Below are 22261 nucleotides of genomic sequence, written 5' to 3' on the forward strand. Positions count from 1 at the left end.
TGTGACTCCGCTTTCACGACCGAATGCTTCTGAGAACAAGCAAGCTCGGCAGGTCCAATACGAGGGCGACATCGCCCCCTTCCAGATCGACTGCGCCAACTATTCCCTTCAGCCGGCGTCCGATCGAGCCGAGCGACTTCACTATGATTTCACGTTGCTCATCGAACTGCTCGACTGCGACCGCCACGTTTCTGTCCGCCGCTGATATGACCAACACCGGTACCTTGATCGAGCCGGCGTCCGCTGCCCGTTTCCCGCCACCATTTTGACCGCCGTCCGGTTGATGAAGCAGGCGCGCGCCTCCCAGCCCGAGCACGTATCCAAGCTCGACCAGCGGAATCGCCGCATCCCGCCAACCGATGGTCCTTCTGCCATCGCGGCCAAGTATTTCCTCCGGACGGACATAGAGAAGCTCGATGATCTGAGCGACATTGACGGCGTATCGCCAACCACTAGCTCGAACGATGAACGCCGAGATCATCACCAGCGTCGTCGGAACTGCCAGCTCGAAGGTGGTCCATTTCCCTTCCTCGGAGGCAATTCGAACCTCTCCTCCAAGCTCGTATATGGTCCTCTCGACCGCATCAAGCCCAACGCCGCGGCCGGATACGGCCGAGACGCGCTCAGCCGTGGACAAGCCTGGGCGCAAGATCAATCGCAACGTCTCCTCTTCGCTGAGGATTTCATCAGGAGCGATCAGTCCGGCTTCGATGGCCCGGCGCCGCACCTCGGCTTGACCTATTCCGCGCCCATCATCGGTGATAGATATAACTGCGCGCGTGCCTTCGAGTCTTGCTTCGAGCTTGATCTTTCCGCGAGCGCTCTTCCCCGTCATTCTTCGCTCTTCAGCAGTCTCGAGCCCGTGGTCCACCGCGTTGCGCAGAACGTGATAGATCGAGTCAGCCACGCGATCGACTATCACCTTATCCAGTTGCGTTTCGCGACCGGTCAGGTCTACCGAGACCGACTTGCCAAGTTCGCGAGCGAGTCGCCCGGCCAAACGTGCCGCGCGCGTAAACGTCTGCGCAAGCGAAACCATTCGAAGCTCGACAAGCCGCTCTTCCAATTCGAGGAATTCGCGCTTCATACGGCGCGCGCTGAACCTCAGGTCAGACCTTTCGCGTGCGCCGAGGTTGGCGGCCCCCAGGAAGGTCTCGGCCATTGACGTCAGCTTTTCCATCCCGATCGACAGCTCGTGAGCCAGACCCGATAGCTCGTCGATCTGCGACATGTCGACTCGGACGCTCGGAGAAAGGGGCTGCAATGATTCTTGAGCGAAACTCGGTGGTAGAACAGCGTCAAGATCCCCGGTCGCGTCCTTGGTGGTTGCGCCCCTTCCCGGCATAATGCGGCCCGCGGCCCTCAGCGCGGCCCCGGCCTTGCGCCAGGTCGAGCGTTCGAGGCGCGCGACGCGCCCGCCAAACGAGCCGGCTATTCGTTTTACGTCGGCTTCCTTGAGCCCGGCCGCGAACACCAGCTTGAACCCGACAAGCGAAGCCTCCGCTGTTTTCTCAGGCAGAGTTGTGATCAATTCGCCGGCCTCTTCGAGCCTGGCGGAGAGCGCTCGATATTGAGTGTCGAGTTTGCCGACATCAAACGTCACCGTGATAGCGTAGAATGATCTGCCCGCGCGAACGTTCTCGTTGATGCGATGCGCCTCGTAATCGGTCAGCAGCGTCCGCTCGCGATCGGATAGGTTGAGCGACTCCAGCCCGCTATCTTCTCTCTTTACACGCTCGCGAGACTTCAATGCGACCGCGGCCAGAAGCAGACGGAGCCTTTCGAAGTCTTCTTCGCCTGCGGTTCCGCGCGCGGCGCCGCCCACCAGCGCCGCCAGTCCGCTCGCGGCTTCTTGTAGCGCGGCGCTGGTTCGTTCATTCAGCGCGAGCTGACCTAGCCTCAGATCGTCCAGAATGTCTTCGAAGTCGTGAGCCAGCGATTGCACCTCAGCCAGACCCATCATTCCGGAAAGGCCTTTCAGCGAGTGAACAGTTCGGAAGGCTCGATTGATCAGGTTGGTATCGGGACTTTCGCCGCCGCGAGAGGCCAGCGAGTCCAGGTCGGCAAGAAGCGAGTCCAGCAACTCTTCCGACTCGGAGAGGTACTCATTCAAAAGCGCCTTGTCATCGATCATAGGCAAGCCCCGGAATTGAGGAACGGGAGAATTGAAAATTGAAAAATGAAACTTGAAAATCTCAAATTGAACCGGAACCGTCTGCGTTACCTTATACACCTCTCAATTTGCATTTTTCAATTTTCAATGTTCCATCTTCGATCTTGACTGCAGAGCCTTCCGATCGCGGTCCGCTCAGCTATGACTGTTGGGCATTAGCTGCCGAGGCCGTCTGATTACCCTCGAGGTCGCGCTTGATCGCGTCGAGTATGCCGTTGATGAACTGAGTCGCCTCGAAAGTCGAAAAGCGCCGGGCTATTTCCAGCGCTTCGTTTATTACGACGGTCTTTGGCGTGTCGGCTTCGTAGAGGAATTCGTAGATGGCAAGCCTTAGGATGTTCCTGTCTACAACGGCCATTCGCTGTATGCGCCAATGCTCAGCGCGGCGTTTTATCAGGGCGTCTATTTCGTCGAGGTGGGAGATCGCGCCCAGCGCGAGGTTGTTGGAAAAATCGCGAGCGACATTGCCCATATCCTCGCCGAACGCCTCCCAGTAGCTGTTCGCTAACTCGTCAACGCCCGGCTGCGCGATGTCGTATTGAAAGAGCATTTGTAAGGCACAGATGCGCGCCTTACGCCTGGCACCCATAATTCACACCCTGCTGCTGATCAGATGTTAATGATGTGAAGCGTCCAGCTTCAGAATTCACGATACAGATTGACAAGCTCGACCGCGGTCATCGCCGCGTCGAATCCTTTGTTGCCGGACTTCGCCCCGGCGCGATCTATCGCCTGTTCGAGATTGTCCGCCGTCACTACTCCGAGCGTTATGGGGAGGTTTGTTTCAAGAGAAACCTGGGCAATACCTTTGAACACTTCCGCGGCTATGTACTCATTGTGAGGAGTCTCTCCGCGAATCACGACGCCAAGGCAGACCACCGCGTCGTATTCCTCGCTCAGCGCCGCGCGTTTTGCCGCCATGGGTAATTCAAAAGAACCTGGGACTCGGATGATGGTGATCGCGTCGCTCGAAGCGCCGAGTCGTTCGAGCGCATCGGTAGCCCCGCCGATCAATCGGCTGACAATGAAATCATTCCAGCGGCTGGCGACAATCGCCACTCTGATCCCGTCCGCGCTCAGCCGTCCCTGGATCGTCTTAGCCAATCAGCCTTCTCCTCTTCCATTGACCCGGAGCTTCGTCGCTCACTCGAGCATCGCGAGTCCAATCATCGACTCATTCACTCCCGGTCATCTTTTTCAATTATCAAACTGAAAACGAGTATAGGTTTGGCTCTGAGGCATGTCAAGCTACGGTCATCTGCGCGCGTCATCAATCAAACAAAGTTTAGAGTTTACTCGGAGCGCTTCGCCGCATAGTCTCGACTGGCCTGGACACGGGACGATTGGAGTCGCGCAAATTGATTCGACCGAGCGGGGAATGCTAGAATTTAGGATTCGCATGGGAGCCCCGCCGCTCACATGCGGTTCACTCGACCGACAACGTACAAGGAACGATGCTCGAAGAAGTCATCAGCGTCAGAGGCGCCCGAGTCCACAATCTGAAGAACATCAGTGTCGACATCCCGCTCGGCAAGCTCACCGTCATCACCGGCGTGAGCGGCTCAGGCAAATCGAGTCTCGCGTTCGATACCATCTACGCCGAAGGGCAGCGCCGCTACGTCGAGAGCCTTTCCGCATACGCGCGCCAGTTTCTCGAACGCATGGATAAGCCCGACGTCGATGAAATCCTCGGCATCTGCCCTGCGATTTCCATCCGTCAAAAGAACGCGACTCGAAACCCCCGCTCCACTGTCGCGACTCAGACGGAAATCTACGACTACCTGAGGCTGCTGTTCGCAAGGGTCGGCAAGACCTTTTGCGCCAATTGCGGCGAAGCAGTCAAACGCGATACGCCGGAATCAGCAGCCGGTGAAGTGTTGAAACTTCCGGAGGGCACGCGCTTCTATGTTTTGTTTCCGGCGTCGGCGGGAACGGATGAAACCCTCTCGAGTTCAAACGGCGCCGGCAAAACCAAGAAGCGAAGCGCGCGACAGGCAGCTTCAAGCGAACGCACTCGCATCAACGCTCACCTGATGAGCCTGATGCAGCGGGGCTTCACCCGGCTCTACAAAGACGGCCGCACGATCGAGCTTGCGACGCCCGATAGCTTCACCGAAGCCGGCTTCGATAACACGTTCGTGCTTGTCGATCGGCTGGCGGTGAGTCCGGATACGAGAACCCGATTGGTTGATTCGCTGGAGGTCTGCTATCAGGAAGGCCACGGGCAGGCGATCATCGAGACGGCGGCCGAGCCTCGCACCCGGTTGCAGTTCTCTGAGGGCTTCGAGTGCAAGCCCTGCCAGGTCCGGTACGCCGCCCCCGAGCCGCGACTGTTCAGCTTCAACAACCCGTTCGGCGCTTGTCCGACCTGTCAGGGCTTCGGGAACACCATTGGGCTCGATATGAACCTGGTGATCCCCAATCGCGAGTTGAGCCTGGCCCAGGGCGCCGTCGAGCCGTGGATGAAACCGCAGTACGAATGGGCGCAGAAAGAACTGCTCCGCTTCAGCAAACAGGCGGGCATCCCGACATCGGTTCCCTTCCGACAGTTGACCCGCGAGCAGCAGAAGACCGTCGTGCAGGGCCGCAACGGATTCGATGGAGTGAAGGGCTTCTTCGATTGGCTCGAAACAAAGAAGTACAAACTCCACGTACGAGTGTTTCTCTCCAAGTATCGCGGCTACACGTTGTGCCCCGACTGCGGTGGCTCGCGGCTGAGGCTCGAAGCGCGGCTTGTTCGAGTGAGCGGCAAGACCCTGCCTGAGATTTCCGCGATGAGCGCAGCCGACGCGGAGGACTTCTTCGACAATCTGACGTTGAGCGTCTCGGAAATGAAGATAGCCGGACGCTTGCTCGAGGAGATTCGCAGCCGGTTGAAGTTTCTTATCGACGTAGGGCTGCAATACCTGACTCTCGACCGCCTGGCGTCGACGCTGTCGGGAGGCGAGGCCCAGCGCATACAGCTCGCCACGAACCTGGGTGCTTCGCTGGTGGGCGCGCTTTACGTGCTCGATGAGCCGTCGATCGGTTTGCATCCTCGCGACAACGCCAAGCTCATTCGCATTCTGAAAAACCTGCGTGATATCGGCAACACCGTGCTGGTCGTCGAACACGAGCCCGAGATGATGATGTCATCGGACAAGATCATCGACATAGGTCCGGGCGCCGGCGAACTGGGCGGCGAAGTGGTCTTTCAAGGTACGGCGGCGGAGCTGATTCACAGGGGCCAATCGCTGACCGCCAAATATTTGCGCGGCGAGATGGAGATCAAGCCGCCGAAGAATCGCCGGCTGATCGGGCCGCGCTCTCTGGAGATCCACAGCGCCAGCGAACACAACCTGAAGAGCATCGACCTGGAAATTCCGCTCGGGATGACCGTGTGCATCACCGGCGTCTCGGGTTCCGGCAAGTCGACGCTCGTCCACGACATCATCTATGCGGGAATCAAGAAACAGCGGGGCGAGTGGACAGGTCCGGTCGGCGCGGTCAGAAAGATCGACGGCGCTCAGTATCTGGATGACGTCGTGCTGGTGGATCAATCGCCGATAGGCCGAACGCCGCGTTCGAACCCGGTGACCTACATCAAAGTCTACGATGCGATTCGCGACCTGTTCGCTTCAACTCGCGAAGCACAGGCGCACGGGTTCGATTCATCGCACTTCAGCTTCAACGTGCCCGGCGGCCGCTGCGAGCGGTGCGAGGGCAACGGCGTCGAGATAAAAGAAATGCAATTTCTCGCCGACGTGGAATTGATCTGCGAAGAGTGCAAAGGCATGCGCTTCAAGCCGGCCCTGTTGGATGTGAAGTTTAAAGGCCGTTCGATCCACGACGTGCTGAACATGACAGTGCGCGAAGCGTTGTTGTTCTTCGCCAGCGTGAATCGAATCGCTTCAAAGTTTCGAGTGATGGACGATGTGGGACTGGGCTATCTGAGGCTCGGGCAGTCGGCGACGACGCTGTCGGGCGGCGAGGCGCAACGCGTGAAACTGGCGGCTTTTTTGTCGAGGCGGTCGAGCGAGCGCACATTGTACATATTCGATGAGCCAACCACCGGGCTGCACTTCGACGACATCAACAAGCTGCTCGCGGCGTTCAGGCAATTGATCGAGGCCGGCGGGTCGATCATCATAATCGAGCACAATCTGGATGTCATCAAGAGCGCGGACTGGATCATCGATCTGGGTCCTGAAGGCGGCGACGAAGGCGGCAACGTTGTTGCGGTGGGTCCGCCTTCGGCAATCGTCGAGTGCGAGCGCTCATACACCGGACGGTTCCTTCGCAAGGTTTTGGGTAAGTAACCCAACGTAGCATTGGGAAGGAATTGAGAATTGAAAATTGAAAACTGAAAATTGAAAACTTGAACACAATGCCTCAATTTGCAGTTTTCCATTTTCAATTCTCAATTTTCAATTCCCGCGAATATGAGGTCGTGATGAGTCTAATCGACGAGAGAGGCAAGGGCGTAATTACCGAGCTTGAGATACGCGGGGCCGCGGCCGGCGACACGCTGCGAATCGATGAAGCCGCGATCCTGACTCCGCTCGCCCAGGACCTGGTGCGCGAGCGCGGCGTCCAGATTGAACGAGTACGCCATCGAAGCGCCGCCCTAAAAAAGAGAATTGCGCTGGGCGCTGATCACGGCGGCTTTGAGATGAAGGAAGAACTAAAACGCGTGCTCGCCGATCTCGGTCACGACTACCAGGACTTCGGTACTCACTCGACCGAAGCGGTCGACTATCCTGACTACGCGCATCTGGTGGCGCGCGCGGTCGCGGGCGGCAATTGCGATCTTGGAATCATGGTGGACGGCGCAGGGATCGGCTCCTGCATGGCTGCCAACAAAGTGCCAGGGGTGCGCGCGGCTATGTGCTACGACGAAGCTTCGGCGCGCAACAGCCGCGAGCACAACGGTGCTAACGTGCTGACGCTGGGAGGCAAGATGATCTCGACGGATCGAATGCGCGAGATAGTGCGCGCATGGCTCGCAACAGAGCTGACCGAAGACCGCCATCGCCGTCGCGTCGATAAGATAACCGAGATCGAGCGCGAATATGTCGGTGAGAAGTGATAGGCAGGTCAGTGGTCCGTAGTCCGTAGTCCGTAGTCCGTCCGTGCTTCGGAGTTCGTGATGTTATCTGCTGACTAGTGCCTACGGGCTACGGACTACGGACTACGGACCACTGACCTTCTTCTCGTGGATACTCGAACCCACCTGGTGCGTCCGCGTTTAAACACCCGCACAGTCTTATCACCTAAGAAGACTCTCAACGGTTTCCTCTCAACCCAGGTAGATATGAATAGAGGAGCGAGGATGACAACGAATGCCGGGTGAGGTTGCTGAAATAGCTCTGATGACCGACAGCCTTGGGTTGCCCGACAGCTCTGCGAAGGCCGCCGCGTCGTCACTCGCTCCGGTCATCGCGCGCGCAAAAGCAGGAGACGTTGCGGCATTTGAGCAGATCGTCGAATGCTATCAGCGCAAAGTGCTCTCAACCGCGTGGCGCATGTTGGGCAACCAGGAAGACGCTCGCGACGCGGCGCAGGAAGTTTTCCTGCGAGTCTACAAGTACCTGGGCCGGTTCCGGGCGGATCAGGATTTCGCCGCGTGGTTGTATCGGATCATCATCAACGTATGCCACGATCAAGCGCGAAAACGCGGCCGCCGCGATCAGTTTATTTCTTTTGAGATGGAAGAGCAGCTTGGCAATCTTGAAGCGCTTTCCAGCGGTGAAGACCTCGAGGCAGCGGCAATCCAGTCACAGCAAAAGGCTATGATCGCTCAGGCGCTGAACACGCTGTCGAAGAAAGAGAGAGCAGCAATCGTCCTGCGCGACCTTGAAGGATTGAGCACCGAAGAAGTGGCGCGAGTACTTGGTTCGAGTCAGGCGACCGTGCGGTCACAAATCAGCTCGGCTCGCGCGAAGATAAAACTGTATCGAGACCGCGTTCTCAATCGGTCGCGGCGAGGGTGAAGAGATGAATTGCAGGCGCGTTCAAAAGTTAATACCGCTTCACGTCGAAGGCGATCTTCGGTCGAGCATTGCAAATCAGATCGCATCACATCTCGAATGGTGTGGGCGATGCAACTGGCTGGCTGACGAGTACAAGGAGAGCCAGAGCTGGTTGCGCACATCCCAGCCGCCCGAGTTAGACGAAGCATGCCTTGAGGACTTGAAGCGCGGCGTTATGAAACGAGTCGCGCAAGAAAGTATACGGCCTTCGCTGTTCGCCTCAATAGCGCAGCAATGGAGCCGCAGACAGATCCTGGCCCTATCGACTGCTTTCTTGGTCGTCCTGGGAATGGTTGCTCTTTACCTCTATCAGGCCCGGGTGAAAGTTAACCCGGACGTGATCTCTGAAGGTGTGAAGCAACCACCTAATGTGGGACCCTATGGAATAAATCCGTCACCGGCGCCCGGTTCGACGGGACAGCACCTCGTTAGCAAGGGTCGTCCACACTTCAAACCGCGACACCCGAATCGGGCAAATGCAAGCGAGACATTTGCGCGCGCCGTTGTTCCCCCGATGGCCGGCATCAACAACACAGCCATTACGCCGGCCAATCAGACGCGCGCGCTTTCCGGTAATGCCGACGGTTCGAGAGAAATGCTGCGTATCGAAATTCAAACCGGCGATCCCAGCATTCGGATAATCTGGTTTGCGCCGAAAGGCTCTGATCTACAACAACCAAAACCAGCAACAGACTAGGAGGTCTCATGTTTTTGTCCAAATCAAGAATAACTACAGGAGTGGTAGGAGTGGTCCTCTCGATGCTCACGTCGGTGTATGCGCAGCAGCCTCAGGCCGCCCAAACTACGCCGGCGCCTCAACCGAACGTTGGCCGCGCGCCCGACTATGTCGACTTCACCGGCTTCAAGGGAAAAGTATTCGACGTAAAACATCGCGACCCTCGGTCGCTGATCGAGGCGGTTCGTCCGCTCGGAAGCGGTTTCAAAGGCGCGACCATTGCGTACAGCGATGAGTTCAAGACGCTAACCGTTCGCGATTTTCCGGAGAACATAGCAGCCATTGAGGAGGCGTTGAAGCGGCTCGATACGCCGCAGGCTGCTCAGCCCGACATCGAGTTGCGGTTGAATGTCCTGATAGCTTCGAACGTTGAAGGCGTCGCCAGTCAGTACCCAAACGATCTGGGGGACGTGGTAAAGCAGATGCAAGCCATGCTCAACTACAAGAACTACACCAATCTCGCAACCGTGGTTCAAAGAGTGAGAGTAGGCACTCGCAATCTTGGGATCAATGGCACCGCTGAGGTGCCGGCGACTATTCTCGGGACAGGGGAACCAATCCCCGCCTCTTACGATTACCGCGCATATAGTATGACGCTCGGCACTGATTCTTCCGGTGGCTATGTGGTGCAATTGAGTGGAAACCAGTTTACTTTCCGCGGCAACGGCCCCAAAGGAGACGGCGTAGGACAGGCCGACATCCGGACTGACCTCAACCTCAGAAACGGAGAGAAGGTTGTTGTGGGCACCGCTACGCTGGGCAACAAAGGGTTGATACTCGTGCTGTCCGCGCGAATCATCAAGTAGTCGGGACATACCCTCAGCATCCACCAAAACGTTGTGACGCCCCGAAGCGACTCGGCGCTGTTCGCAAAAGAACAGGCGCAGAGAAAAGCTACGGGGCGTTTTCATTTTTATCCTTCTTTTGCAGCGAGTGTTGCTTCTTCTTGCAGATTTCCGTTTAACGCTTTATCTTTCCGGCGTCCGCGATTCGGCGAATACCCAAACTACGGAGGCGCGTCTAAGAATGAGAGACAAACTCAATGAGTTGGAACAGGCGCAGCAAAGCGTTAGCGCGAATGCGCCATATGCGGTGTCTCAGGGTTACAGGCTCTCGCCTCATATGGTGACCACGGCGTTCACGCTCGATGGATTTCGCATCGTTCGTACGTTTGGCGTCGTGCGAGGCATCACCGTGCGTTCGCGCTCGATCTTTGGGACGATTGGCGGAACGCTGCACACGATAGTCGGCGGGAACATCACCGCTTTCACCAAGCTGTGTGAGGTAGCGCGTGCCGAGGCATTCGAGATAATGGTTCAGCACGCAAGCGAGATCGGCGCAAACGCGGTGATCGGCATGCGCTACGACGCGAACGAGATCATGAACGGCGTGACCGAGGTGCTCGCGTATGGAACGGCTGTAGTAGTTGAGCCGATAGAGTAGGATTCTCAGGTGACTCCGGAACAATACCAACAGCACGTGCTTGGCCTGCTTGCGACGACGTTCCCGGATGAGGAGTTCGAGGGGTCGCCGGACCCCTTCCTCATCAAGCACGGGGCGGCCGAGCTCGGGCTCCGCAACCTCTACGCGCTTCACACCGAGAAACAGTTTGAGCCCGAGGAGCGCGACGCCCATATTCGCGAGCACGTCTGGCGAATACTCGAGGCCCTGCACCTCACCCAGGACTCGAGCCCGCCCGATTGGATAGACGCGCGCGACAAACTGCGACTCCAGCTCATGAGAACCGAACACACTTTGCGCGCGCCAGTGATCACCTTTCCATTCACCCGCGAGGTCGTGGTCGCAATAGCGATTGATCTCACGCACGCGTACTCATACGTGTCGCCTGCGAATCTCGAGCGCTGGAAAGTCACCGAGGAGCTGGCCTATGAGCAAGCGCTCTCGAATCTCGAGCAGGCATCGGCCGGAATTCAGATTCACGCCACCGAAGCGCCGCAGCGCCTGCTCGCAATTCAGACTGGAGACGGCTATGACGCTGCGCGGCTGCTGCTCCCGGCGATGCGGAAGCTGGCGGTCGAGCATCTGGGTGAGCCCTGCTACGCGGCGGTCCCCAATCGCGACTTCCTCATCATGTGGTCGCGGTCAAATCCTGAGGAGTTTCAAACGCTGGTTCGGGCCCAGGTCCGGCACGACTGCGAGAGCCAGCCTTACCCGCTGACCTCGACCGTCTTCGTGGTCACCGAGGCGGACGTGAAGCCGGATGTAGCGTAAACTGTCGAGTCTGCGGCTTGCCTCGGACCCCGACAGAGTGACCGAGATGCCTATCTCCACTTTTCTTACGGTACCGAATGCAGTACCATAACCAGCGATGACAATCGAAGAGGCTATTCGCGAGCTTGAGGGCAGCGAGAGTCATGTCCGGTTTTCGAGGCTTCTGGCGATCTGCAAGTACTTTTTCGGGAGACCGCGAATCGCGGGAAGTCATCACATTTTCAAGACGCCTTGGACCGGCGACCCGAGAATCAACTTGCAAGAGGACAAAGGAAGTGCGAAGCCCTATCAGGTCCGCCAGGTACTCCGCTGCCTTCGGCGACTGAAGGACCAAGCGGTGAGTTAGGGGAATATCGATGAAAAAGAGGATCACGACTGCCCGCAACAAGCCAACCAAGCGCTCGCGCCCGGCGGCTGAACACTATCTGTACACGGTCGGCTGGTCGGAAGACGACGAGGCCTATGTTGCGCGGGTAGCCGAGTTCCCGTCCCTTGCAGCCCACGGCGATTCGCAGGAGGCTGCGCTGCGTTCAATTCAGCACGTAGTTACCGTAGTATTGAAGGACATGGCCGCGTCCAAAGAGCCGATACCGCAGCCCCTCGGCAAGCGTTCGTTCAGCGGCCGGCTCAACGTGAGAATGCCGAGCTACTTGCACCGCTATCTCGCTATCGAGGCCGCACAACAGAGCGTGTCGTTGAATCAGCTCATCAACCTCAAGCTCGAAGCGCCGCTCGAAATGGCCGTTACCTCGGATTAGGCCGCGCACATAGATAGGAGTGAACAAATGAGCACGATCAGCCTGAGATTGCCAGATTCACTACACAAGCGCGTGCGTGCGTTGGCAAAGCAGGAAAACGTCTCGATAAACCAGTTCATTGCAACGGCGCTTGCGGAAAAGATGTCGGCCTTGCTAACGGAAGACTATCTCGAGGAGCGGGCAAAGCGCGGCAGCAGGAAAAGGTTCGAACGGGCTTTGGCGAAGGCACGAAAGGTCAAGCCCCATGCTGCTGATCGGCTTTGAGAAGGTACTGGTGGCTGCTGAGACCGGGCGTGAAGACCGGCAAGAGAGAAGCGGATGGAAGCTGTCGATGAATCGTCGAGGTGATAGGCGGTGATTAGCAACGATGAAGAACTCCGAGTGACCTTGAGCCGAATTGGAAGGTTCCAACAACAAGTCATCCGACTGCGTCAGGTGGAGACGAATCCAACCAACTACAGACTCTCGGCGGAAGGCTATCTTGCGGAGATCGACCGAATGAATCTTGAGGTCCGCGATTACTTTTCGTTGCTCCCCAGCGAGGTTACTCAGGATGAAGCTGCGCCAGTAAGTACTCAGTTCCCCGATTCCGCTCTGCCTTGAGTGCTATGAAGAGTGAAGGCAACCAACGATCTAGGTTTGCGGTCTGTATTAACAACATAGGCTACGAGGCTTCTCTCGAAGTTGGAAAACTGTTTCGCTCGATTCCTGACGAGGAAGCTGCTTCACACGGTTACCGCCGCGTGATTGATGAGAGCGGCGAGGACTACGGTTATTCTGCGAATCGGTTCTTCCCAATCGAAGTACCGCTAGCGTTGCAGAAGGCTCTCAAGTTGGCGACCGCTGATAAGCTTGTCACCCGCCATCCGACGCGAGTATCGTAGCTGCTCCCAGGAACAATTCTCCAACCTGTCTTACCCGGAGGTGAAACGTGGGCGCACGCCGCAAAATTCTTCTGCCCGTCTGTGCTTTGGCCCTGGTCTTCGGGCTTCTGTCGTCCGCAACAGCTCAGCAATTCAATCCTAACCTCTATCAGAGCCTCCGTTGGCGATGCATCGGCCCTCATCGCGGAGGCCGAACCGTTGGCGCCACCGGAGTGCCCGGTCAGCCTAATGTCTTCTACATCGGCGTCAACAACGGAGGCGTGTGGAAGACTAACGACTACGGACATACGTGGAAGCCGATCTTTGATGATCAGCCCACCGGTTCCATTGGCGCGCTCGCCGTCGCTCCATCCAATCCAGATATCGTCTACGTCGGTTGCGGCGAAGGCTTGCAGCGTCCGGACCTCGCGACCGGCGACGGCATGTACAAATCGACCGATGCGGGAAAGACGTGGAAGCATCTCGGTCTGCGTGACGGTCAACAGATCGGCGCGATCATAGTCGATCCGCGCGATCCGAATCGCTTGTTCGTCGCGGTGCTCGGACATCCCTACGGCCCGAATGAAGAACGCGGAGTGTTTCGCTCGACGGACGGCGGCGAAACTTTTCAGAAGGTCCTTTACAAAGACGAGAACACCGGAGCGATCGCGCTCGCATTCGATCCGTCGAACCCGCAGACCGTCTATGCCGATCTATGGGCGGGCCGGCAAGGACCCTGGGAAAACGGCGCGTGGCAAGGCCCCGAGAGCGGACTCTTCAAATCAACTGACGGCGGCAACACATGGCGAAAGCTTACGAAAGGGCTTCCGACGTTCGAGCAGGGTTTAGGGCGAATCGGGTTTTGCATCGCGCCGAGCGACCCGAAGCGCATGTACGCGACGGTCGATGCTTCGCCACAAGTCGGCGGAGTCTACCGATCAGACGACGCGGGCGAGAGCTGGCGGCGCATGAGCAACGACGCGCGCCCGTGGGGACGAGGCAGCGACTTCGCCGAGATCAAGGCTGATCCAAAGAACCCGGATATTGTTTACAGTGGAAACGTCGTCACGTGGCGCTCGACGGACGGCGGCCAGAACTGGACCGGGTTTCGCGGGGCGCCGGGCGGCGACGATTATCACACCATTTGGATCAACCCCGACAATCCGCAAATCATCTTGCTCGCCGCCGACCAGGGCGCGATCATCACAGTCAACGGCGGGCAGACCTGGAGCTCGTGGTATAACCAACCGACCGCGCAGTTCTATCACGTAATCACCGACAATCGATTTCCGTATTGGGTGTACGGCGGCCAGCAGGAGAGCGGCTCGGTGGGAATCGCCAGCCGAGGCAACGACGGCCAGATCACGTTTCGCGACTGGCGTCCGGTCGGCGTTGAGGAGTACGGCTACGTCGCGCCCGATCCGCTGAACCCGAGTATCATCTACGGCGGCAAGATCACTCGCTTCGACTACAGCACTGGACAGGTGCAGAACGTCTCTCCCGAAGCGACGCGCAGCGGCAAGTATCGCTTCCTGCGCACTGCGCCGGTGATCTTCTCGCCGGTCGATCCGCGCGTTCTGTATTTCGCCGGCAACGTGCTGTTCAAGACTACTAGCGGCGGAAACAGTTGGGACATCATCAGCCCCGATCTTTCAGCCGAACAACCCGCGGTTCCCGAAAGCATCGGCGTCTACCGCACGCCCGAGATGGCTAAACAGCCGCGGCGCGGAGTCATCTACACCGTCGCGCCTTCATACAAAGACGCGAACGTGATTTGGGCGGGCACTGACGACGGCTTGATTCACGTCACTCGCGACGGCGGCAAGAACTGGAGCAACGTGACTCCGCCCGGAGTGACTGCGTGGAGCAAGATCTCGATTATGGACGCCGGGCGATTCGACGCGAACACCGCTTACGCGGCGGTCAATCGAATACGGCTCGATGATCAGCGCCCGCACATCTATCGCACGCACGACGGCGGCAAGACGTGGATGGAGATTGTGAACGGGCTCGGCGACAGCGGACCAATAAACGTCGTGCGCGAGGACCCGGTCCGGCGCGGGTTGCTGTTTTGCGGCAGTGAGCGAGCCGTCTATGTTTCGTTTGACGACGGCGATAACTGGCAGCCGTTGAGGTTGAACATGCCTGCGAGCTCGATACGCGACCTGGTGATCAAAGACGATGACATAGTAGTCGGGACTCACGGCCGTTCGTTCTGGATACTCGATGACATCACGCCGCTCCGGCAGATTAGCGAGCAGGTCGCCGTGGCGGAAGCCTTCCTCTTCAAGCCGCAACTCGCTTATCGCGTGCGGTGGAATATGAACACCGACACGCCGCTTCCGCCCGAAGAACCCGCAGGTAAGAACCCTCCGGACGGCGCGATCATGAACTACTATCTGAAGTCCGCGGCTGGAAGCCCGGTCGTGCTCGAGATATCCGACTCATCGAACAAACTGGTGGCTCGCTTTTCGAACGCCGATAAGCCGGACGACATCGAAGCGATCGGAAAAGAAGTCAACATCCCAACCTACTGGATTCGCCCGTCACAAATTCTCTCGACTGAAGCCGGCATGCAACGCTTCGTTTGGAACCTGCACTATCCGCGGCTCGAGGCTGCACAGGCCCAGTATCCAATCGCGGCGATCTATGGTGACACTCCTCGTCATCCGCTTGGTCCGTGGGTGCTGCCGGGCAACTACACTGTGAAGCTCACGGTCAACGGCCGAAGCCACACACAGCCAATGACGGTGAAGATGGACCCGCGAGTGAAGACGCCGGCGAATGGACTGGCTCAGCAACACGCGATCGCGATACGTTGCTATGACGGGATGAAGCAAGCTCGCGACGCGATCGAGCAAGTTCGCAAGCTCAGAACGCAACTCAGAAGCTTACGTGATCGAGCGGGCCAGGGCGCGCTTGCAGATGCGATCACCGCGCTCGAAAGAAAAGCAGCCGCGCTTGAAGGAGCGGGCGGCGGCGGTCGCGGAGGCGGAGGCGCGGGCGGCGGATCAAGCGAGCCGAGCCTCTCGCGAGTAAGCGGCGAGCTGCTGGGACTTATGGGCTTAGTCGAAGGCGCCGACGTGACGCCAACGACTCAGGCAGTCGCCGCGTCCGAGCAGGCGCAGCAGACACTCGCAGGAGTGTTGTCGCGATGGAGCGAGATGAAAGACAAGGACGTGAAGTCGCTCAATGAGCAGCTAACAAAGGCGGGCTTGCCCGCTCTCACGTTCTGAACCGGCGCCTACGCGTATTCAGAGCAGCCAGACGACCAGAAGACTGGCGGTATCGAGCCAGTCACTGGGATCACAGGTTGGGAAGGGTGGCTTGCCCCCGCGCTTGTTAATCAACGTGAGGTCTACACAAAAGCGGGGGCAAGCCACCCTTCCCAACCTGTGATCCTGCGAAAGGTATTGTTGATCCTCAAGTCCCTGTCTTCTGAAGGTGCAGTCGTTTCAACTACTTCTTCTGTAGCTCAGCCAGAGCAGCGAGCACCTCTTCGCTGTGCGGCATCGGCTTGACGCCTATGAACACCTTCGCGACGTTCCCCTTCGGATCGATGATGAACGTGTTGCGAGCCGATAGCTTGACGCCGGGGCGGTCCATCATCGAGCCATATGCTTCGGAGACCGTCATTTCCGTGTCCGCCAGAAGCTTGAAGCTCAACCCTTCCTTTTCGCAAAAGCTCTTATGCGATTCCGCTGTGTCGACGCTGACGCCGAGGATGACCGCGTGGGCCTTGTCATAGGCCGCCTGGTCGCGCTTAAAATTCTGAGCTTCAATCGTGCAGCCGGAGGTGAAGTCCTTCGGGTAGAAGTACAGCACAACCCATTTGCCTCGATAGTCCTTGAGGCTGACTGATTTGCCTTCGTTGCTCTTGAGCGTGAATTCCGGAGCGGGTTTGCCTACCTCGGGCGGCGTGCTGAAAGCCAGCGCCAGCCCCGCAAGGCACAACAATGCTATGAGCGAAAGACTTCCGATCTTGATTTGTTTCCTGACCATTTTCTCTCCTTCACGATTGGGGGTTGATCCTCTGAGAGCGAAGGCTCTTACCCATTCTAAAAACAATTACTTTGCTGCCGCGAGCACGGCGTCGTAATCAGGGTGATTTGCGATCTCGCTGATATTCGACGTACTTCAATTTGTCATCCGGTCCAAACGACGAAGACGGCTCAAGCATGCACACGTCAAACGGTCATCTCGGGATCGGGTATCTGACTTGTAGCCGCACGCCGCTCCGCTGCCACGTTCCGCTTGCCAAATCCCTCGGCGATGAGCTTGAAGATCGTCCGCCGGTTTTGCCCAATCAACTTCATCCATTCCCACTTGCCCATCTGCGGAAAATAGATTCCGCGAAAGCATAGTCTCGCGATGAACATGTTTATTCGATAACCGATGGACTTCTCATCGATCGCATCCACGGCTCGCTCGATGGCCTCGGCGCTGTACGAACTGGCCCACGCGTGCTGGACCTCAGCATGAGTCTCATCGATGGTCATCTTCAGCGGGGTGTGCGCCATCTTGTAGGGCTGGAAATCCAGCCAGTGCTGGGGGCGCGTCAGCCGGCCCGCTACTTCAAGCCGCTTGTACAGCGGAGTCGATGGGAATGGTATGAGCGTGCCGAACACGGGCAGTCCCGGCGGCCAGGTCTTAATCTGATCGAGCGTTCGATCAGCCGCGCCGGGGGTGTCGTTGTCCAAGCCAAAGATGAACGATGTGATCGCGTGAACGTTGCGCTGGGCCAGCCGCTTCAGCACCGGTCCATACTCATTCGGCTTGTTGAAGCTCTTATTCGCAATTGCGAGGTTGGCGGTGTCTATCGACTCCATGCCGATGAATATCCATTTTCCGCCCGAGGCCGCAATAAGGTCGACGAGTTCTTCGTCTCGCAACAGGTTGGCGCTGATCTGCGCAATCCAATTCATCTGCGCGCCGGCGGCGATAATATCCCGCAGCAGCGACTTCGTGCGCTTGATGTTGATCGCGAAATTGTCGTCGATAAAAAAGACTGCAATCTGGCCTTTCTCGTTGCGGCACCGGGCCTTCAAGCGCAGCAATTCGTCGACGACACTTTCGTTTGTGCGAAACCGTATCGAGTCGCCGAAGAAGCCGGTCACCGTGCAAAACTCGCAACCATACGGACACCCGCGTCCGGATTCGACCGGGATTAGCCGGAAGCTTCCCCACCCGCCGAAGACGCGTTTGAGCAGCGGAGAGACGACTTTCGGGACCATGTTGAATTGATCCAGGTCCATCGACTCCCAGGGAATAGACGGATAGTGATCGAGACTCGGTTTCTTATCCTTGCCCGCTTCATCAACCGGCAGATAAATGTCCTTGAGCTCGCCTCGCGCGGCATCGGCGACAATGCGTGGCCAGGTCTCGTCGGCCTCACCGAGCGCAATCGCATCAGCGTGCTGCGGTCCGCCGTTTCGCCCGAGCGCTTCGTCCGGCACTTCGGTCACGTGAGGCCCGCCCATCACAACAGGGACCCCGACCGCGCGAATAGCGTCGGCCATTCGGTAGGCCTTCTGTATCATCCTGGTCATCGCCCCGATGCCCACCAGATCGATCTTTTGCTCGCGTACGTATTGCGCAATTCCGTCTTCATCCATGCGCTGCGCATTTCCATCGATCAGCAACACCTCGTGTTCAGGCGGGGTCAGCGCCTTAAGCAGAAACATCCACAGATGTGGCATAAAATTGCGCGTGACCCCGTTGTCGGGATTGAAAAGCAGTATTCTCATAGCTTCCTTTCGTCCTTCGAGGCGGCTCGAAATGGGGATAGCGCTTTCTCAGATGTTTCTGCGAGAGCGGCGCTGAAGTCAATGAAGCAGTACCGCGAGGCAAAAACCGTAATGACAGGGTGAAGCGAACCCGAAGGGTATCACGAAGCAGGAACGAAGGAAAGCGGTTACGAGGGAGTCGAGTAGTCAGTGCGTACCTCAAGCCAAAGTTGACGACGCCCAACTCTGTGCCTGGAGCAACGACAAGCGTTTGTGTAAGCTTTTGGCCATGAACTTAGCGAGCAAGTTTAGCGTTGGCCTCGTCCAAATGACCGCGACCCCGGACTCCGATGAAAACGTTCGTCGCGCCGTCTCATTTGTTGAAGAAGCCGCCAAACTCGGCGCACAAGTTGTATGCTTGCCCGAGCTTTTTCGCTCCCAGTACTTCTGCCAGCGTGAAGACGCGGCGCTGTTCGATCTCGCGGAGACTGTGCCGGGGCCTTCGACGCAAGCGCTTGGAAGAATCGCTCGCGAGAGAAATATCACAGTCATCGCGCCGATCTTCGAGCGCCGGGCGGCCGGGCTATATCACAACAGCGCCGCGATCATTGACGCTGAAGGGAACGTCTCGGGCATCTATCGCAAGATGCACATTCCGGACGACCCTGCCTATTACGAGAAGTTCTACTTCACGCCGGGCGATCTCGGCTTTCGGGCTTTCGACACACCGGTGGGAAAGATCGGCACGTTGATCTGCTGGGACCAGTGGTATCCCGAAGGCGCGAGGCTGACCGCGCTTCGAGGCGCAAGCATACTGTTCTATCCGACGGCGATCGGATGGCATCCCCACGAGAAGGAAGTCTACGGGACGGCGCAGCACGATGCCTGGCGAACGGTTCAGCGCGGGCATGCGATCGCCAACGGGGTCTATGTCGCCGCGGTGAATCGGGTCGGCCACGAGAAGCCTTCAGATGGCGGAGCGGGGATAGAGTTTTGGGGGTCGTCTTTTCTGTGCGATCCGTTCGGGATCGTGATTGCGGAAGGCTCGACTGACCGCGAAGAGGTTTTGATCGGTGAAGTAGATACTGCTCGAATTGAAGAAGTGCGGCGTAATTGGCCCTTCCTGCGCGACCGGCGCATAGACGCTTACGCCGGGATCGATCAGCGATTTCTTGACGTCATCGAAGGTAACGAATGACCTCCCTAGACGGACCTCAGCGCGACCTCGGCGATCTCCGCGTCTCTGCGGTGAGAGGCAGTTCGAAGCCCGCTCACCGCAGAGGCGCAGAGGACGCAGAGTCGACGCAAAGGTCGGATAGCGCGGCGGGGTTTCGTATGCCCGCCGAGTGGGAGCTTCACGAAGCGACATGGATCGGCTGGCCTCACAATCGAACCGACTGGCCGGGCAAGTTTGCGACTATTCCCTGGGTCTACGGAGAGGTTGCACGCAAACTCGCGCCCGGCGAGATTGTTCGCATCATCGTCACCGACAAGGCACACGAAGCTAGAGCCCGGCGGCTGCTATCGCGAGCCGGTGTGGACCTCTCGCGAGTTGAGTTCTTTCGCTTCCCTACGAATCGCGGCTGGACACGGGACTTCGGGCCGATGTTCGTCAAGCGCGACGGCAAACAAAGCGAAGTCGCGATCGTTCGTTTTCGCTTCAACGCTTGGGCGAAGTATCGCGATTGGGAGAAGGACAACCAGGTACCGGAGCGCGCGGCAAAGGCGCTGGGCTTTCGGCTCATCCGCGGTCAAGTGAACAGCCGTGATGTTGTGCTTGAAGGCGGAGCCATCGATGTCAACGGGCGCGGGACATTGATTGCCACAGAAGAGTGTTTGCTCGACAGAAACGTTCAAGCACGGAATCCGGACCTGTCACGCGCGGAAGTCGAATCGGTGTTTCGCGACTACCTTGGTGTTACGAACGTGTTATGGCTGGGCCGCGGAATCGACGGCGATGACACACACGGTCACGTCGATGACCTCTGCCGTTTCGTGGGTCCTCGAACGGTTGTGATTTGCAGTGAAGACAACCCGCGCGATTCGAACCATCGCGTGCTAGCGGATGCGCGTGAACAACTCGAAGGGATGCGCCTCGAGGATGGCTCAAAGATCGAAGTCGTTCCGATTCCCATGCCCGCGCCGCTGTCGTTCAAAGGCCAGCGGCTCCCCGCTAGTTATGCTAATTTCTACATCGCGAACTCGGGAGTGCTCGTGCCCACGTTCAATGATCCAACCGATCGCATCGCGTTGGGGATCCTGAGCGAGTTGATCACTGACCGTCCCGTGGTAGGCATCCATGCGGTCGATCTGGTGTGGGGACTTGGCACCATGCACTGTATGACTCAACAACAACCGAGAAAGGAGTGACTGACCCGTGAGCTCTCAGGATTCATCAGCGGAAGCCGAAATTCGTGAGTTGATCAAAGGAATGAACAACGCATGGGCGATGGGGCATCCCGAAGACATTGGGTCTTTCTTCCGCGAAGACATCGTGATGGTGCTGCCAGGCTTTCAGCAACGAACGGGAGGCAGAGAAGCGTGCGTGGCGAGCTACGTGGACTTTTGCAACCAGGCGGCGATTGCGGGACTCGCGTTAGGCGAGATCAGCGTGGACGTATTCGGGGACACCGCGGTCGCGAGCTACGGTTACGAGATCAGCTACGAACTGGGCGGGGAGCGGTTCAACGACAAGGGCCGCGACATCTTTGTGTTCGTGCGCGACGCCGATCGGTGGCAAGCAGTATGGCGAACGATGATCGTCTCTCAACCGGAAAGCGTGAACTGAGTCTCGATTAGATTAGCTTGACGGTTGTATAATTGCTGACTCTCTGAATGTTACGCGGGGCCCGCTGAGTCTGATGCGCGACGTTGTGCAGCCGGGCCTCTGGAGCTAAGCTAACCAAAACGATTAGCGGTCACGAGAGGCGAGCAAGCTATAAAACGATCATTCACCGCAAGCATTTCGCAAGAAGGCGAGTGGTTCATAGCCCAATGCATGCAAGTTGACGTTGCGAGCCAGGGTGCGACGGAAGATGAGGCCCTAGACAACCTGCGAGACGCTCTCGAACTTCACTTCACACCGCCTGTCGCTACGATCATACCGCGCGTGCGTGATATCGAAATAGACATCAGAGCCGCATGAAGCCGCTGCCGTTCCGGGAAGTCAAACGCAAACTGGAAGCGGCGGGATTTAAGGAAGCCGGACAGACGTTCCCCGATAGAGGATTCACGAGATGAGAATAAGTTATTACTCGGACACCGATTCGCTTTACATCGACTTATCTTCTAAACCGAGCGCGGATAGCCGTGAGGTGTCGAATGGAGTTGTTTTAGACTATGACGAAGATGGCAATCTCGCCGGCATAGACATCGATGAAGCAAGCACGAAGCTGGACATTCGGGAGTTAATTCTCAACAAGCTGCCTGCTGAAGTGAAGCACGTCGCATAAGACCGCCACAATCACGCCAGAGACTGTTGGGGTTTCGCTTGCCTTCCCCATCTTCGCTTGAGATTATGCCTTGCTGATGGATGTTGAGATCATCACTGCTATCGAAAGCATTGAGATAATTGCCACCGGAAGTTCTATTCGAGACATCGCAAGGTTGCGCAGACTATATGGCAAGGGCAGATGGAGAAAGCTGAAGGGTGTTGCGCAGGTACGTCTTCGCAGTGGTAGGATACGCTTAGCTGAGCTACATTGGTATGAAGCTCATGGCATTGGCAGAAAAGAAATAAAACGCAAGCGTTATTTGGACTAA

24 protein-coding genes are annotated in these 22261 nt (G+C 57.7%); 19 read left to right on the forward strand and 5 right to left on the reverse strand.

Going from position 1 to position 22261, the window contains the following annotated elements:
• Positions 1–13 precede the first annotated feature (13 nt).
• The 3 genes from AABO57_17035 to ribH form a co-directional block, all read right to left on the reverse strand.
• A complete protein-coding gene (locus tag AABO57_17035) occupies positions 14–2134 on the reverse strand; it encodes an ATP-binding protein (GenBank protein MEK6287449.1) in 2121 nt (706 codons plus the stop codon).
• A gap of 178 nt (positions 2135–2312) precedes the next feature.
• Positions 2313–2762 carry a transcription antitermination factor NusB gene (nusB, locus tag AABO57_17040; GenBank protein ID MEK6287450.1) on the reverse strand — a complete coding sequence of 150 codons (450 nt, stop codon included), beginning with the start codon at positions 2760–2762 and terminating at the stop codon, positions 2313–2315.
• A 50-nt stretch (positions 2763–2812) separates the two neighbouring features.
• Positions 2813–3277 (reverse strand): 6,7-dimethyl-8-ribityllumazine synthase, encoded by a 465-nt coding sequence (ribH, locus tag AABO57_17045; protein MEK6287451.1) that lies wholly within the window; start codon positions 3275–3277, stop codon positions 2813–2815.
• Positions 3278–3627: 350 nt separating this feature from the next.
• On the opposite strand from ribH, the gene uvrA reads away from it, so the two are divergent.
• The 13 genes from uvrA (at position 3628) to AABO57_17110 (ending at position 16009) form a co-directional block, all read left to right on the forward strand.
• Positions 3628–6471, forward strand: coding sequence for an excinuclease ABC subunit UvrA (uvrA, locus tag AABO57_17050; protein MEK6287452.1), 2844 nt, complete (start codon positions 3628–3630; stop codon positions 6469–6471).
• A gap of 134 nt (positions 6472–6605) precedes the next feature.
• Complete coding sequence (gene rpiB / locus AABO57_17055) at positions 6606–7241, forward strand: ribose 5-phosphate isomerase B (protein MEK6287453.1); 636 nt, start codon at positions 6606–6608, stop codon at positions 7239–7241.
• Positions 7242–7494: 253 nt separating this feature from the next.
• The gene (locus tag AABO57_17060; protein ID MEK6287454.1) at positions 7495–8145 is read left to right on the forward strand and encodes a sigma-70 family RNA polymerase sigma factor; all 651 of its coding nucleotides are present in this window, start codon (positions 7495–7497) and stop codon (positions 8143–8145) included.
• Between the two features lie 4 nt (positions 8146–8149).
• Positions 8150–8881 (forward strand): zf-HC2 domain-containing protein, encoded by a 732-nt coding sequence (locus AABO57_17065; GenBank protein MEK6287455.1) that lies wholly within the window; start codon positions 8150–8152, stop codon positions 8879–8881.
• Positions 8882–8895: 14 nt separating this feature from the next.
• Complete coding sequence (locus AABO57_17070) at positions 8896–9726, forward strand: secretin N-terminal domain-containing protein (GenBank protein ID MEK6287456.1); 831 nt, start codon at positions 8896–8898, stop codon at positions 9724–9726.
• Between the two features lie 316 nt (positions 9727–10042).
• A complete protein-coding gene (locus AABO57_17075) occupies positions 10043–10363 on the forward strand; it encodes a YbjQ family protein (protein MEK6287457.1) in 321 nt (106 codons plus the stop codon).
• Positions 10364–10372: 9 nt separating this feature from the next.
• A complete protein-coding gene (locus AABO57_17080) occupies positions 10373–11152 on the forward strand; it encodes a DUF1444 family protein (GenBank protein MEK6287458.1) in 780 nt (259 codons plus the stop codon).
• Between the two features lie 97 nt (positions 11153–11249).
• On the forward strand, positions 11250–11498 hold the full coding sequence (locus tag AABO57_17085) for a toxin HicA (protein ID MEK6287459.1): 249 nt from the start codon (positions 11250–11252) through the stop codon (positions 11496–11498).
• A 10-nt stretch (positions 11499–11508) separates the two neighbouring features.
• Positions 11509–11910 (forward strand): type II toxin-antitoxin system HicB family antitoxin, encoded by a 402-nt coding sequence (locus AABO57_17090; protein MEK6287460.1) that lies wholly within the window; start codon positions 11509–11511, stop codon positions 11908–11910.
• Positions 11911–11937: 27 nt separating this feature from the next.
• Complete coding sequence (locus tag AABO57_17095; GenBank protein MEK6287461.1) at positions 11938–12174, forward strand: YlcI/YnfO family protein; 237 nt, start codon at positions 11938–11940, stop codon at positions 12172–12174.
• A 90-nt stretch (positions 12175–12264) separates the two neighbouring features.
• Complete coding sequence (locus AABO57_17100; GenBank protein ID MEK6287462.1) at positions 12265–12513, forward strand: hypothetical protein; 249 nt, start codon at positions 12265–12267, stop codon at positions 12511–12513.
• Between the two features lie 5 nt (positions 12514–12518).
• A complete protein-coding gene (locus tag AABO57_17105; GenBank protein ID MEK6287463.1) occupies positions 12519–12794 on the forward strand; it encodes a hypothetical protein in 276 nt (91 codons plus the stop codon).
• Between the two features lie 47 nt (positions 12795–12841).
• Positions 12842–16009, forward strand: a complete 3168-nt coding sequence (locus tag AABO57_17110) for a glycoside hydrolase (protein MEK6287464.1) — start codon at positions 12842–12844, stop codon at positions 16007–16009.
• A 223-nt stretch (positions 16010–16232) separates the two neighbouring features.
• Here AABO57_17110 and AABO57_17115 read toward each other — a convergent pair whose 3' ends face one another.
• Positions 16233–16775 (reverse strand): peroxiredoxin, encoded by a 543-nt coding sequence (locus tag AABO57_17115; protein ID MEK6287465.1) that lies wholly within the window; start codon positions 16773–16775, stop codon positions 16233–16235.
• Between the two features lie 185 nt (positions 16776–16960).
• The gene (locus AABO57_17120; GenBank protein MEK6287466.1) at positions 16961–18520 is read right to left on the reverse strand and encodes a radical SAM protein; all 1560 of its coding nucleotides are present in this window, start codon (positions 18518–18520) and stop codon (positions 16961–16963) included.
• Between the two features lie 268 nt (positions 18521–18788).
• Here AABO57_17120 and AABO57_17125 point away from each other — a divergent pair, with 268 nt between their 5' ends.
• The 6 genes from AABO57_17125 to AABO57_17150 all read left to right on the forward strand — a co-directional run bounded on the left by AABO57_17125 (position 18789) and on the right by AABO57_17150 (position 22261).
• Entirely contained in the window at positions 18789–19697 is a 909-nt protein-coding gene (locus AABO57_17125) for a carbon-nitrogen hydrolase (GenBank protein ID MEK6287467.1), read from the forward strand.
• On the forward strand, positions 19694–20869 hold the full coding sequence (locus AABO57_17130) for an agmatine deiminase family protein (protein MEK6287468.1): 1176 nt from the start codon (positions 19694–19696) through the stop codon (positions 20867–20869). The genes AABO57_17125 and AABO57_17130 overlap by 4 nt, the downstream gene beginning before the upstream one ends.
• Positions 20870–20876: 7 nt before the next feature.
• Positions 20877–21287, forward strand: a complete 411-nt coding sequence (locus AABO57_17135) for a nuclear transport factor 2 family protein (protein ID MEK6287469.1) — start codon at positions 20877–20879, stop codon at positions 21285–21287.
• 150 nt (positions 21288–21437) lie between these two features.
• Complete coding sequence (locus AABO57_17140) at positions 21438–21644, forward strand: type II toxin-antitoxin system HicB family antitoxin (GenBank protein ID MEK6287470.1); 207 nt, start codon at positions 21438–21440, stop codon at positions 21642–21644.
• A gap of 91 nt (positions 21645–21735) precedes the next feature.
• Complete coding sequence (locus AABO57_17145) at positions 21736–21951, forward strand: DUF2283 domain-containing protein (protein ID MEK6287471.1); 216 nt, start codon at positions 21736–21738, stop codon at positions 21949–21951.
• 76 nt (positions 21952–22027) lie between these two features.
• Positions 22028–22261: a hypothetical protein gene (locus AABO57_17150; GenBank protein MEK6287472.1), complete on the forward strand. Its 234-nt coding sequence runs from the start codon at positions 22028–22030 to the stop codon at positions 22259–22261.

It is taken from the genome of Acidobacteriota bacterium (assembly GCA_038040445.1).
GTDB classification, from domain to species: domain Bacteria; phylum Acidobacteriota; class Blastocatellia; order UBA7656; family UBA7656; genus Onstottus_A; species Onstottus_A frigus.